The following is a 13729-nucleotide window of genomic DNA, read 5'->3' on the forward strand; positions in this document are numbered from 1 at the left end:
AAACCCGCCAGTTACAGGTCGGGCCGGTCGGTGTCGGCAGTGATCACCCGGTTTCGGTGCAGACGATGACGACGACGAACACCACCGACATCAACGGAACGCTGCAGCAGATCGCCGAGCTCACCGCGTCGGGCTGTGACATCGTGCGCGTGGCGTGCCCGACCTCCGACGACGCCGAGGCGTTGCCGATCATCGCGCGGAAGTCCCAGATACCGGTGATCGCCGACATCCACTTCCAGCCGAAGTACGTCTTCGCGGCGATCGAGGCGGGCTGCGCGGGGGTCCGGGTCAATCCGGGCAACATCCGCAAGTTCGACGATCAGGTCAAGGAGATCTCCCGGGCGGCCAAGGACACCGGCACCCCGATCCGCATCGGCGTCAACGCGGGCTCGCTCGACCCGCGCATGATGGAGAAGTACGGCAAGGCCGTGCCCGAGGCGCTCGCCGAGTCGGCGTTGTGGGAAGCCGGCCTGTTCGCCGAGCACGACTTCCACGACGTCAAGATCTCGGTCAAGCACAACGATCCCGTGGTGATGGTGCGGGCTTATGAGATCCTCGCCGAGCGGTGTGACTACCCGTTGCATCTGGGGGTGACCGAGGCGGGTCCGGCTTTTCAGGGCACGATCAAGTCGGCCGTGGCCTTCGGATCGCTGCTGCGGCAGGGGATCGGGGACACGATCCGTGTGTCGTTGTCCGCCCCGCCGGTGGAGGAGATCAAGGTCGGCACCCAGATCCTGCAGTCGTTGAATCTGCGGCCGCGCAAGTTGGAGATCGTGTCCTGCCCGTCCTGCGGGCGGGCGCAGGTCGACGTCTACAAGCTCGCCGACGAGGTCACCGCCGGTCTGGAGGGCATGGAGGTTCCGCTGCGGGTGGCGGTGATGGGCTGCGTGGTCAACGGCCCCGGCGAGGCCCGCGAGGCCGACCTCGGGGTGGCCTCGGGCAACGGCAAGGGACAGATCTTCGTCAAGGGCGAGGTCATCAAGACCGTGCCGGAGAACCAGATCGTGGAAACCCTCATCGAGGAGGCCGGACGCCTGGCGGAGGGGATGGAGCAGAGCTCCGACGAGTCGCCGACCGTCACCGTCGGCTGACCGGTGCGGTATCCGCTGTCCGGCTGTCGCTGCAGCGGACGGCCCGGTTGTTCGCGACGGTTCGGTGACCGCGGACAGGCCGGTGGTTTCGGGGCGGCCCGTCGTCGGCGGGCCGTTCCGACCTGTTCCAGCGGGGAGTCCTGTCCGGCGGGATTCCCTGGTCAGGCTGGCGATCCTGCTCGAAAAGTTCCTTCGATCGGGTGATCTCGGTGCGGAATACCTCACTTCCGGGATGTCTCGTGCGGCGTTGTCCTACGGGTTTCTGGCACGCTTGAGCAGTGCTCAAGCTCGCGGGTGCGCGGTTGTTACAGGGAAGGGACTTGGCAAGCGTTCGTTCCCTGCTGGAATCGGATCCCGTGGCCGCTTGCATGGTGCTTTCCCGAATCGAGGCCGCCGAGATCGATCCGGTCTATCTGAGTGGCGAGCTGTGGGGATTCGGCAGCGGCTTCGAGGGGCTCTGCTACTCCGGTGCCAATCTCATACCGCTGCGCGGGGGCAGGGACGCGATGCGCGCTTTCGCCGACCGCGCGGCTCGCCGCAGGCGGGTGTGTTCCTCGCTCGTCGGCCCCGCCAGACAGGTCATGTCACTGTGGTCCGAGTTGTCCGCCAACTGGGGCCCCGCCAGGGAGGTGCGTCCCGAGCAGCCGTTGTTGGCGATGTCCGAACCTCCCGCGGGGTGGGTGGACCCCGCGGTGCGCCAGGTCCGTTCCGAGGAACTCGACAGCTACCTGCCCGCGGCGGTGTCCATGTTCGTCGAGGAGGTCGGCGTGGATCCCCGCAGCAACGGTGGTGCCGTGGGTTATCGCGCGCGAATGGCCGATCTGATAGCCAGTGGACGCGCGTTCGCCCGGTTCGAGGACGGCCAGGTGGTCTTCAAGGCCGAGATCGGTGCGATCTCCGGTACCGTCGGTCAGATCCAGGGGGTCTGGGTACGCCCCGATCGGCGTGGCAGTGGACTGGGGGCAGCCGGTACCGCGGCCGTCGCCGACCATCTGGTGCGCGGTATGGGGCGCAGGGCGAGCCTTTACGTCAACGATTTCAACATCGCCGCCAGAGCGGCCTACCGAAAGATCGGATTCCGGCGGGCCGGAACGTTCAGCACCGTACTGCTCTAGTCGAACTCTGCTGCCCCGGCTCTTTCCCGCGTTCGCTCGGCGGAACATCCCGCCCGGCTCTCGCCGTGACGAGGCCCGAGCCCGGGCATGACGGCGGGGTGATTGTGAATCGAAACACTTCTTACTCGCCGTAATGCGTTCGATGGATACTTTCCTCCTGTTCAGCGACCTCGGTCGTGTCATGGTGCGTTCTGCGCAACACAGCACGCACGACACCTGGACGGTTCTTCGGCATACTGCGATCTGTGCGTACAGCTCGTGCTCTCAGTGCTCTGACGGGACTGCTCGTTACCCTGCCGCTGGCTTCCTGCGGCGTGTTCGACTCCGGCCCCTCGGCCGAGGACGCGGCGGCCGCCTATCTGCGTGACTTCGCCGCAGGCGACAACGCGGCGGCCGCTCGCCGCACCGACGCACCGGAAACCGCTCGAAAGTTCCTGGGCGAGACCAGGCGGAATCTCTCGCCGGAGAAGGTCGAGGCCTCCGTCACCGGGGTCGACTCCGGTGACGGTGGCAGTCCCACCACCGCGAAGTTCCGCGCTTCGTGGAAGTTCGGCTCCGATCGGGTCTGGAACTACGACGGTGAACTCGAGCTGCGCGAGAACGAGGACTCCTGGAAGGTCCACTGGCAGCCCTCCGTGGTGCATCCCGAGCTCGGTTCGGGGCAGAGCCTGCACTACCAGCTGGATCCCGCCACTCCCGCGCCGGTCCTGGGGCGGGACGGTACCCGTCTGATGGGGCCCCAACGACTGATTCGCGTCACCGTGGTGCGCAAGGAGGTGGACAACCTCTCCGAGGTCGCCGGGTCACTGGCACGGGGCCTGGAACCGGTGGCCCCCAGCGTCACCAAGCGGGGGATAGTCGAGGGCGCCAAGGACACGCCCGAGAACCAGGCCTACACCGTGGTCACACTGCGCCTGTCCGACTACCGGCGGGTTAAGTCCGCGATATACGAATTACCGGGGGTCCGGTTCCCGGACAGGACCGCCCTGGTGGCCTCGGAACAGGACTACGCCTCCCAGGTGCTTCCCGCCATCTCCGAGAACCGGAAGGACCGGTTGAACGGCAGCGACGGCTGGCGCGTCTTCACGGCCAACTCCTCCGGCGCGGAGCTGAAGACGCTGCACCGGGCCGAACCCCAGCCTACCGAGGCACTCCGGACCACACTCAGCGACAAGGTGCAGCGTGCCGCCGAGAACGCGGTCGACCCGATCGACAAGCCCGCCATGATCGTGGCGATGCGCCCCTCCAGCGGCGGGGTGCTGGCCGTCGCGCAGAACAAGGCCGCCGACGACAAGGGCGCACTGGCGCTGACGGGGCAGTACCCGCCGGGGTCCACCTTCAAGATGGCGACCGCTCTCGCGACTCTCGAAGCCGGCGAGGCCGACATCGGTACGAAACTCGGTTGTCCCGCGGAGCGGACCTTCAACGGCAAGACACTGCCCAACGCGCATCATTTCGACCTCGGCCGCGTGACCATGAAGAAGGCCTTCGCCGAGTCCTGCAACACCACCTTCGCCGGACTGGCCTCCCGGCTGCCGGCCTCGGCGTTGCCGACGGCCGCCGAGAAACTGGGAATCGGCGCCGACTTCGCGATCCCCGGCATAACCACCCTGACGGGAGAAGTGCCCTCCTCCGAGGATGAGGTGACGCGTGCGGTCAACGGCATCGGCCAGGGCAAGGTGCTCGCCAGTCCGTTCGGGATGGCGCTGGCCAGCGCCTCGGTGGCCCACGGCTCCATGCCCACGCCCAAACTGCTCGAATCAGCCGAAACGCGAGTGAACGAGCAGGCGAAACGCGCCCCCTCCGAACAGGCGTTGCGGAAACTCCGCGAGATGATGCGGGAGGTCGTGCGTTCCGGGACCGCCACCGAGCTGTCCGGCCTCGGCGAAGTGGCGGGTAAGACGGGGACCGCACAGTTCGGCGACGGCAGTCGGGCGCACGGTTGGTTCACCGGGTACCGGGGGGACCTGTCGTTCGCGGTGCTGGTGACCGACGCCGGGACTTCGGAGCGGGCGGTTCGGGTCTCGAAGAAGTTTCTCGACGGGGTCGGCTGATTCCGGTGTGTTAGGTTGTCGCGCACCGTGCCGTTCCGGGCGCGGTGCGAGATCACCGTGGACGGGAGTGGATGTGATCTACTTCGATTCTTCGGCCCTGCAGAAGCTGATCGCCGCGGAGCCGGAGAGCAACGCGCTCAGCGTGTGGATCCGGAGCAACTGGGAACAGCCACGTGCCACCAGCGCGGTCTCCAGGGTCGACATACTCCGTAGTTTTCGTACGGCGGGTCCCGCGGCCGAGGATCTTGCCTCGATCGTGGTGTCGAAGATCGAACAACTACCCGTCGGGCAGGACGTGCTCGACACCGCGAGCGGATTCGACTCGCCGCTGAGTTCCACGGAGGCCATCCAACTGGCCTCCGCCTGCCAGGCGCGGGACGGACTGCACGCGTTCGTCTCCTACGACCCGGTGATGCTGCGTGCCGCCGAACGCGTCGGTCTGGTGACCGTCTCGCCGGGCAACGACGCACCCGGCGTGACTGGTTGAGCGGAGTCGTCCTCCCCGCTTTCGGCGCGGCGCTGTGTGGTTGGTCATTTCGGGGCCACGTGCTCGACTGCGGGCGGTTTCGCGTGGTGCCGACGTTCTAGAGTGAGGACATGCCCGTACGAAGCCCGCTGCAACCAGGACAGCAAACCCCCCGCCGTCCGGTGCCGTCCGGTATCGAGCGTCCCGAGTACGTCGACAAACCGGCACCGCGGCGCAATACCGATCCCGACGTGCAGCCTCCCGAAGTGATCGATGCCATGCGTGTCGCGGGCAAGCTCGCGGCCCAGGCGCTGGAGGAGGCGGGCAAGGCGATCCGTCCCGGTGTGACCACCGACCACGTCGACGCCGTGGTGCACGAGTTCTTCGTCGACAACGGGGTCTACCCGTCCACCCTCGGTTACCGCGGGTTTCCGAAGTCGTGCTGCACCTCGTTGAACGAGGTCATCTGCCACGGGATACCCGATTCCACGGTGATCGAGGACGGGGACATCGTCAACGTCGACGTGACCGGATACATCGGCGGTGTGCACGGTGACAACAACGCGACGTTCCTCGCGGGAGAGGTCTCCGAACAGGCCCGGTTGCTCGTGGAACGCACCCACGAGGCCACGATGCGCGCGATCCGTGCGGCGCAGCCGGGGCGGCAGCTGAACGTGATCGGACGAGTCATCGAGTCCTACGCCAAGCGGTTCGGCTACGGCGTCGTACGGGACTTCACCGGACACGGCATCGGTCGCTCGTTCCACAGCGGCCTCGTGGTGCTGCACTACGACGAGCCGTCGGTGCAGACGGTGATCGAACCCGGCATGACGTTCACCATCGAACCGATGATCACGCTCGGGACTCACGAGTACGACGTCTGGGACGACGGCTGGACGGTTACGACCAGTGACAAGAGTTGGACCGCGCAGTTCGAGCACACCATTCTGATCACCGAGGACGGCAACGAGATCCTCACGCGTCCCTGAACGCTCCGGGAGGAACGCGGATGCCCGGCCGGGGCGCGCTCACGTTGGGCACGCCCCCGTTCCGCTCGATGGCACGGGTTGTGAGCGAGGGCACTTCCGCGTGGTGGGTAAGCACGCGGGGACGTGGCCGTGGTGTATGAAATCCGACGTGAATTCACTGCTGGTTGCCGGGACGACCTCCGACGCGGGCAAGAGCGTACTCGTGGCCGCGCTCTGCCGTTGGTTGGCGCGTCGCGGTGCCCGGGTGGCGCCGTTCAAGGCGCAGAACATGTCCAACAACTCCGTCGTCACCACCTCGGGCGGTGAGATCGGACGTGCGCAGGCAGTACAGGCCATGGCCGCCGGTGTCGAATCCGACGTCCGGTTCAATCCGGTGCTGCTGAAGCCGGGCAGTGATCGCACTTCCCAGGTCGTGGTGCTGGGACGGGTGGCTGGGCAGGCCACCGCGCTGTCTTATCGCGAGCGCAAGGCCGAGCTGCTGCACACGGTTACCGCTACGCTTTCCGAGCTGCGCTCCGAGTACGACTACGTGATCTGTGAGGGGGCCGGGTCACCGGCCGAGATCAACCTGCGTGCCCAGGACATCGCCAACATGGGACTCGCTCGTGCCGCCGAGCTGCCCGTGCTGGTGGTCGGCGACATCGACCGGGGTGGGGTGTTCGCCCAGCTGTTCGGCACGCTCGCGCTGCTGGATCCGGCCGACCAGGCGCTCGTTTCCGGGTTCGTGGTCAACAAGTTCCGCGGTGAACCCGACCTGCTCACCCCGGGGTTGCGGGAGCTCGCCGAACTCACCGGTCGAACCGTGCACGGTGTGCTGCCGTGGTCGGAGGAGCTCTGGCTGGACGCGGAGGACTCGCTGTCGTACGTGGCCGACGGTGTGGTCGGTCGCCCCGCCCCACCGGTGGGCGAGCAGTGGTTGCGCGTGGCCGTGCCGCGACTGCCGCGCGTGTCCAATGCCACCGACGTCGAGGCGCTGGCGGCCGAGCCCGGTGTCTCGGTGCGGTTCGTGACGGAGCCTTCCCGGATCGCGGACGCCGATCTTGTGGTGCTTCCCGGCTCCAAGTCCACGGTCGCCGATCTCGACTGGCTCCGACGAACCGGACTGGCCGAGGCGGTTCTCGAACACGCCGCCGCGGGCCTGCCGGTGCTGGGAATCTGCGGTGGGTTCCAGATGCTGGGGGAGCGGATCGTCGATCACGTCGAGTCAGGTGCGGAGATCGACGCTCTCGGGCTGCTGGACATGGAGATAGAGTTCGAGACGGCCAAGACGCTGGGCAATCCCGTGGGCACCGCTTTGGGGCAGCCGGTTTCCGGTTACGAGATTCACCACGGCAGGGTGCGGCGCCCTCCCGAGACCGAGCCGCTGGTTCTGCTCCCCGACGGTAACGGGGAGGGAGCGCTGCACGGTTCCGTCGCGGGGACGCACTGGCACGGCCTGTTCGAGAACGACGCGTTCCGTCGCGACTTCCTGGAACGCGCCGCCCGGATCGCCGGGAGGACGGGTTTCCGCGTCGCCGCGGACACCTCGTTCGCCGAGCTGCGCCGTGGTCAGCTGGACCTGCTCGGGGACATGGTGGAACACCACCTGGACACCGACGCGTTGCTTCGGTTGCTCGACCGGGGTGCCCCCGCCGGTCTGCCGCGCGTCTCCAGCGGTCTGGTCTCGCCCTGACCGGGTGTGTTCCCGGTGATGACCTCCTGATCGTTTTCAGGCGGTGTTGTGCTCCTCCTCCGAGGTGAACTCGGAGAGTAGTTCGTCGAGGAAACCGCCCGCCTCGACCGCGGCCCGTTCGGGATGACCGTCGCGTACGGCTTCCAGCAGTTCGGTGTGGGAGACGTCGCGTTCCGGGGGGACCTCGGGGTCGAAGGTGGTGGCCACGCTGGAGAGCACCGCTTCGCTGATGCCCTGGTAGAGCTGGATCAGCACCGGGTTGTGCGAGGCTTCCACCAGCCGCAGGTGGAATCGGCTGTCGGTGTGCACGACCCGCTCCGAGTCGCGTTCGGCGAGGGCGGTGTCCCGTTCCCGCAGCGCGATCTCCAGGTCCGCGACGTCGGCTTCGGTCCGGGCGTTAGCCGCCAACCGGGCACTTTCCACTTCCAGGGCGCGCCGTACCTCCAGAACCTGCCGGAGTTCGGTGTCGCACAACCTGCTGACGGCTCCCGACAGCTCGCTCGTGGCGCGTACGAACGTGCCGTCTCCTTGCCGGACCTCCAGCAGTCCCGCGTGAGCCAGGGCCCGCACCGCTTCGCGGACCGTGTTGCGCCCGACGCCGAGCGCGTTGACGAGTTCCGCCTCCGGTGGGATCCGTTGCCCGAGAGGCCACTCGCCTGATGCGACTAACTCACGCATCTGGGCGATGACCTGGTCCACCAAACCGGTCCTCGTTGTCGTGACCAAGGGCACAGCGAGGTCCTTTCATCCAAACATCCTACGTTTGCGATACTAGTACGCGATGTCTTCCGAGTCGCGTACCGAAACCGTTCCCGATCGGTTGATCGTCCAGGATGCCAGTTCCGGGGCGGGCGAGGCCCGGAATGATACGAGTTCGCAAGCCAACGAAAGTACCCCCGAGATCAACGGCCTCCCAGACCGGAACGCGGCCGCGGGCGGTGGGCTGCTGCTGCTCGGGGTCGCGCTCGCCGCGGCGAACATGCGCCCCGCGGTGACCAGCCTCTCCTCGATACTCGGCGGGGTACGTGACGCGCTCGGTGCCAGTACCGTCTGGGCCAGCGCGCTCACCTCGGTGCCGACGCTGTGCTTCGGGGTGGCGGGCATAGCCGCACCGCTGTTGGCGCGTCGCTGGGGGAGGCGGAGCGTCGTCGGTGTCGCGCTGGGCGTGCTGACCGCGGCGATGCTGCTGCGAGTCGTGGGCGGCACGATCACCGTCCTCGCAGGCACCGTGGTCGCCTGCGCCGCTATCGCGATGTGCAACGTCCTCATCCCGGTGGTGGTCAAGGAGTCGTTCCCCACGCGGGTGGGTATGGCCACCGGCCTCTACACCACGGCGATGGCCGCGGGCGGCTCCGTGGGGTCCGCCTTCACTCCCTGGTTACGTGCCGAGCTGGGTGGATGGCGCCTGGCACTGGCCACTTGGGCGGTGCTGGCCCTGGCGGCATTCGTCGTCTGGAACTCGGCGGGCAGTGGTCGCGGTCCCGACTCCGGAGCCGCGGCCCGGCAGCGAGCGGAGTCGACGGCGGAAGGTTCCTCGTTGCTGCGCAGCCCGCTGGCCTGGGCGGTTACCGGTTATTTCGCGATGCAGTCGCTGGTGGCCTACGTGGTCATGGGCTGGCTTCCCGAGGTGTTCAAATCGGCCGGTGCCGGTGCCGGTGCCGCCGGAGGGCTGCTGGGCCTGGTGCTGCTGATCGGCGTACCGATCAGCATGGTGCTGCCACCCCTGGTCACGAGGACGAACGGTCAGTCGGTCTGGACGGTCTGCCTGGCGGCCACGGCCATCAGCGGCTTCCTGGGGGTGCTGTTCGCGCCGATGAGCGCGCCGCTGCTCTGGGCGCTGCTGATCGGCGTGGGGATGAGCGCGTTCCCGCTGGCGCTGGTGCTGATATCGCTGCGCACCAGCAGCGCGGCCGACACGGGCAGGCTGTCCGGAATGGCCCAGAGCATCGGTTACCTGATCGCCTCCACCGGCCCCTTCCTGTTCGGAATGCTGCACGACGTCACCGCGAGCTGGTCGGCGTCGCTGGTGGTGTTGATAGGAGTGCTCACGGCGCAGGCAGTCCTCGGTGCGTTCGCCGGGCGCCCCCGCACCCTCTGATCCGGGGTTCCCCTCCGGGATTTCCGTCGGCAGGGGGCCGGGAGCTCCGGCGGGAACGGGTGCGGGAACCGTGCGAGTGGTGGGCGCGGATCGGCCAGGTGAGCACCGCGGTGCCCACCTGGCCGATCCGCGCCCGCTCTCGTACCCGCCCGATCAGTCCAAGGGCAGGCCGAGCAGCGCGTTCTCCACCAGCTCGGGCATCGCGGGGTGGATCCAGTACTGGCCGCGAGCCATGGAACGCGCGTCGATGCCGAACTCCATGGCCTGAACGAGCGGTTGGATCACGGTGGGTGCCTGCGGCCCGATGATGTGTGCCCCGAGCAGCTTCCCGGTCGCGGGGTCGGCGAGCAGCTTGGCGAAGCCGGTGGTGTCCTCCATCGCCCATCCGTAGGCGATGCCGCCGTAGTCCTGTGTGGCGGTGACGTAACCGATGCCGTGCTCGGCGGCCCGCTGCTCGGTGAGTCCCACCGAGGCGATCTGTGGTTCGGAGAACACCGCGTGCGGCACGAAGCGGTGATCCGACTCGATCGGTGTGTCCGGGTGCAGCAGATTGTGCTGCACCACCCGCTCCTCGTGGTTGGCGACGTGCTTGAGCTCGTACTCGCTGCTGACGTCGCCCAGCGCCCACACTCCCTCGACGGTGGTGCGCTGCGTGCTGTCCACTTTGACTTTTCCGTCCTCGGCGGTCTCGATTCCCGCCGCGGCGGTGTCGAGCAGGTCCGAGTTGGGGCGACGCCCCGTGGCCACCAGCAGCGTCCGTGCTTCGAGGGTCTCGGCCCCTTCCGGGCCGTCCAGCCGGAGCCGCACGCCCTCCCCGGAACCGCTCACCTCGATCTCGCGCCGGTTCAACCGCAGGTCCCACTGCCGTGCGGCCAGCTCGGTGAACCGTGCCGAGATGTCGTCGTCCTCGCCACGCAGCACCCGTCCGGAACGGCCGACCATGGTCACGCGTACGCCCAGCGCGGCGAAGATGTGCGCGAACTCCGCCCCGATGAAACCCGTGCCCATGATGATCATGCTTTCCGGAAGGCTTTCCAGACGCATCACACTGTCACTGGTGTGGTACTCGACGTCCTCGATGCCCGGGACCTCCGGAATCACCGGGCGGCCTCCCGCGGCGATCACCACCCGGTCGGCACTGATCGTGGTCGGCCCTTCGGCCGTCTCCACCCGGAGCTCCCGTGCCGCGGTGAACCGTGCGGTGCCCTCGTAAAGCGTCACGTTGGGGTTCTCGTCCCTGCGGAACCGCTTTCCGCTTTCGGCGATCGTGTCGATCCTGCCGAACACGCGGTCCCTGATCTCGCGCCACCGCACCTCGTCGAGCCGTACTCCGACTCCCAGCCGTTCCCCGGCGGCCGGGGAGTTGGCGACATCGGCGGTGTGCACGAACATCTTCGTCGGTATGCACCCCACGTTCAGGCAGGTGCCGCCGTAGGACGAGTGGCTTCCGACACCCTTCTCCACGACCGCGACATCCCAGTCGGCGAATCGTTCGTCGAGGATCGCGTTACCCGAACCGGTGCCGATGATGATCAGATCGAAGTGTCGCACGTGCCCCATCCCGTCTCTGCTTCCTTGCCGCCGCGTACAACCCGGGGTTCGTTCCGGAAATTCCTACGCGTTCGGTGGCCGCGCGACCACACGTCCCGTGGTGCGGAAGGGCCGACTGAGCCCCGTTCGGCAACGAGTTCTGTTTCCTTGAACGGAAAATAGCCAATTGTTACGAGGTTGTTCTCCATCCGGAACGTTCGTCGTGTTCGCATCGATCGCGTCGTGCGCAGGGAATATTCCGCAATCGCGCGGGTGTGCTGGATGTAACGTGATATGAAAGATGCTCGAAAAACTGGGGGAACAGCAAGTCGAACATTCCCGTGAGGAAGGAATCCGCGAGGTTCCGCGGGCCGATGGGCCCGTGCGTTCGCGGTGAGTTGGAGTACGAATGCGGTTATCCTCGCGGCAGCGGGAACACCCCGTCGAGCTACGACAGAAGATTCCCGCCGCGGGCGGTTCGGGCCAGGAGGTTTCCGGCGCCGGGGCCACCGAAGTGAGGCGCGACGCGCGCCGCGATGGCGCGCCACGGTCGCACAGTGCTCGGGCGTTGCCGTGGGAGCGTCGTTACCGTTCGTTGGTGGCTCTCGGCGATGTGACCGCCACGGGGCTGGCCGTGGCGGGTGGCACGGTGATCTCGGCCCCTTCCGAGCCGTGGCGGACGGTGCTGTTCGCGGCCGTCACCGCCGCCGCGCTGCTCGTCGGCCTGGTTCCGGCCTGGGACCACAGAATTCTCGGGCAGGGAGCCGAGGAGTTCCACCGGTTGGGCAGGGCACTGCTGACCGCTGCCGTGTTGTTGGCGTTCGGGGCGGTCGCCGCCGGTGTCGGTCAGTTGCGGGGCTGGATCTTCGCCGTGTTGCCCTCGGCCGCCGTGCTGTGCTTGTTGCAGCGTTACGTGCTGCGCAAACTGCTGCATCGGAAGCGGGCCGCGGGGCGCTGCATGCTTCCGGTCATCGCGGCGGGGGACCCCGAAGCGCTGCGCGATCTGATCGCGCGTACCCGGAGGGAGTCCCATCTCGGTTGGCAGATCCGCGCGGTGTGCACCGCGGGACGCTCGGGAAGCGGTGCGGACGTCGATCAGATCGACTCCGTTCCGGTGGTGGGAAGCCTCGGCGACGTCGCTCGGCAGGCGCGGTTGGATGCCTACCGGGCGGTGATGATCAGTGCCGACGGCTACTGGACACGTCAACGGCTGCAGTGGCTGTCCTGGGAACTGGAGGGTACCGCCACCGAGATGGTGGTGGCTCCGGTGCTGATGGACATCGCCGGTCCCAGGGTGCACGTGTCCGAGGTGCTCGGCATGCCGCTGTTGCGGCTGAGCGAGCCGGTGCTGACCGGGCCGCGGCTGTTCGTCAAGTCCGTTATGGACAGAACAGGGGCACTGTTTTTGCTGTTGGCGTTGTCTCCCCTGCTGCTCGTGATCGCCGCGGGGATCAAACTGGACAGCGCGGGGCCGGTGTTCTACCGGCAACGACGTGTCGGTCACAACGGCCACGTGTTCACCATGTTGAAGTTCCGGACGATGGTCACCGGCGCGGATGCCTCATCCTCCGACGGTGAGCTCATCGACGAGGGAGCCGGGCCGCTGTTCAAGTCGAGGTGCGATCCCAGGGTGACCGGTCTCGGTTCCGTGCTGCGGAGCTACTCCCTGGACGAGTTGCCGCAGCTGGTCAACGTTCTCGTCGGTGACATGTCACTGGTGGGGCCGCGGCCGCCACTGCCGAACGAGACCGAGTCCTACGAGCCGGAGATGCACCGTCGCTTCCTGGTGCGTCCCGGGATGACCGGACTGTGGCAGGTCAGCGGCAGGAGTGACCTCTCGTGGGCGGAGAGCGTGCGGCTGGATCTGCGTTACGTGGAGAACTGGTCACTGACGTTGGACGGGATGATCCTCTGGAAGACGGTGCGTGCGGTGATGTCCAGGGAGGGAGCCTACTGACGGTGAGTGGCCGGGCCGCTCCCGCCTCGCCGGGAGGGCATACGCAAATTGCCTAAATGGTTTAGGTTTTGTATAGTACCTTTTAGGTAAGCTGCGGACGGGGGATGTTGTGCCGAGAGCGGGGCTGAGCGCGGAACGTCTCATCGGTGAAGCGGCGGAGCTGGCCGACGAGGTCGGCTTCGAGCAGGTGACGGTCTCCGCGCTGGCCAGGCGATTCGGTGTCAGGGTCGCGAGCCTGTACTCACACCTGGACGGCTCGCACGACCTCAGGACCAGGATCGCGCTGCTCGCCCTGGAGGAACTCACCGATCGTGCCGCTGCCGAACTGGCCGGACGGGCGGGCAGGGATGCCCTGGTCGCCTTCGCCGACGTCTACCGTGACTACGCTCGGCAGCATCCCGGCCGCTACGCCGCGAGTCGTTACCGACTCGATCCGGAGACGGCGGCAGCTAGTGCCGGAGTCAGGCACGCGCGACTCCTGCGCTCCGTCCTGCGGGGCTACGACATCACCGGCGATGAGCAGACACACGCGGTTCGGCTGCTGGGCAGTGTTTTCCACGGCTACGTCAGCCTGGAGCTGGAGGGCGGATTCAGCCACAGCGCTCCCGACAGCGGGCGATCCTGGGCACGAATCGTGGAAGTTCTCGATGCCCTGCTGCGGAACTGGCCCGATGCCGCACAGCCCGACGCCTCACAGCAGGGGAGTTGAACCCCGTCCGCGTTCGCGCCCCCGAGGCGTACCGACGGCTCCCGGCCA

Annotated in this window: 11 protein-coding genes; 9 read left to right on the forward strand and 2 right to left on the reverse strand. The window is 67.4% G+C overall.

Going from position 1 to position 13729, the window contains the following annotated elements; translation table 11 throughout:
* From ispG to BM150_RS04660, 6 genes are all read left to right on the forward strand, one after another.
* Positions 1–1091 (forward strand): flavodoxin-dependent (E)-4-hydroxy-3-methylbut-2-enyl-diphosphate synthase (gene ispG, locus BM150_RS04635; protein WP_092924475.1); only part of this gene is annotated, 1091 nt, incomplete at its 5' end.
* A 278-nt stretch (positions 1092–1369) separates the two neighbouring features.
* Positions 1370–2206 carry a GNAT family N-acetyltransferase gene (locus tag BM150_RS04640; RefSeq protein WP_092924477.1) on the forward strand — a complete coding sequence of 279 codons (837 nt, stop codon included), beginning with the start codon at positions 1370–1372 and terminating at the stop codon, positions 2204–2206.
* 245 nt (positions 2207–2451) lie between these two features.
* Entirely contained in the window at positions 2452–4260 is a 1809-nt protein-coding gene (locus tag BM150_RS04645) for a penicillin-binding transpeptidase domain-containing protein (RefSeq protein ID WP_092924479.1), read from the forward strand.
* A gap of 73 nt (positions 4261–4333) precedes the next feature.
* Positions 4334–4747 (forward strand): type II toxin-antitoxin system VapC family toxin, encoded by a 414-nt coding sequence (locus BM150_RS04650; RefSeq protein WP_092924963.1) that lies wholly within the window; start codon positions 4334–4336, stop codon positions 4745–4747.
* 110 nt (positions 4748–4857) lie between these two features.
* The gene (gene map / locus BM150_RS04655; RefSeq protein WP_092924481.1) at positions 4858–5715 is read left to right on the forward strand and encodes a type I methionyl aminopeptidase; all 858 of its coding nucleotides are present in this window, start codon (positions 4858–4860) and stop codon (positions 5713–5715) included.
* Between the two features lie 148 nt (positions 5716–5863).
* The gene (locus BM150_RS04660) at positions 5864–7387 is read left to right on the forward strand and encodes a cobyric acid synthase (protein WP_092924965.1); all 1524 of its coding nucleotides are present in this window, start codon (positions 5864–5866) and stop codon (positions 7385–7387) included.
* Between the two features lie 36 nt (positions 7388–7423).
* Here the strand turns inward: BM150_RS04660 and BM150_RS04665 are convergent, their stop codons facing one another.
* Positions 7424–8119 carry a FadR/GntR family transcriptional regulator gene (locus BM150_RS04665; RefSeq protein ID WP_175496689.1) on the reverse strand — a complete coding sequence of 232 codons (696 nt, stop codon included), beginning with the start codon at positions 8117–8119 and terminating at the stop codon, positions 7424–7426.
* Positions 8120–8168: 49 nt separating this feature from the next.
* On the opposite strand from BM150_RS04665, the gene BM150_RS04670 reads away from it, so the two are divergent.
* Complete coding sequence (locus BM150_RS04670) at positions 8169–9485, forward strand: CynX/NimT family MFS transporter (RefSeq protein WP_092924485.1); 1317 nt, start codon at positions 8169–8171, stop codon at positions 9483–9485.
* Positions 9486–9638: 153 nt separating this feature from the next.
* On the opposite strand, the gene BM150_RS04675 is transcribed toward BM150_RS04670, so the two are convergent.
* Positions 9639–11036 (reverse strand): mycothione reductase, encoded by a 1398-nt coding sequence (locus BM150_RS04675; RefSeq protein ID WP_092924967.1) that lies wholly within the window; start codon positions 11034–11036, stop codon positions 9639–9641.
* A gap of 388 nt (positions 11037–11424) precedes the next feature.
* Here BM150_RS04675 and BM150_RS04680 point away from each other — a divergent pair, with 388 nt between their 5' ends.
* Together BM150_RS04680 and BM150_RS04685 are read left to right on the forward strand one after the other, a co-directional pair.
* Positions 11425–12972 carry a sugar transferase gene (locus tag BM150_RS04680; protein ID WP_092924487.1) on the forward strand — a complete coding sequence of 516 codons (1548 nt, stop codon included), beginning with the start codon at positions 11425–11427 and terminating at the stop codon, positions 12970–12972.
* A gap of 109 nt (positions 12973–13081) precedes the next feature.
* Positions 13082–13681 (forward strand): TetR/AcrR family transcriptional regulator, encoded by a 600-nt coding sequence (locus tag BM150_RS04685; protein WP_092924489.1) that lies wholly within the window; start codon positions 13082–13084, stop codon positions 13679–13681.
* Positions 13682–13729: the final 48 nt, after the last annotated feature.

Source organism: Actinopolyspora alba, from assembly GCF_900112765.1.
Lineage (GTDB): Bacteria > Actinomycetota > Actinomycetes > Mycobacteriales > Pseudonocardiaceae > Actinopolyspora > Actinopolyspora alba.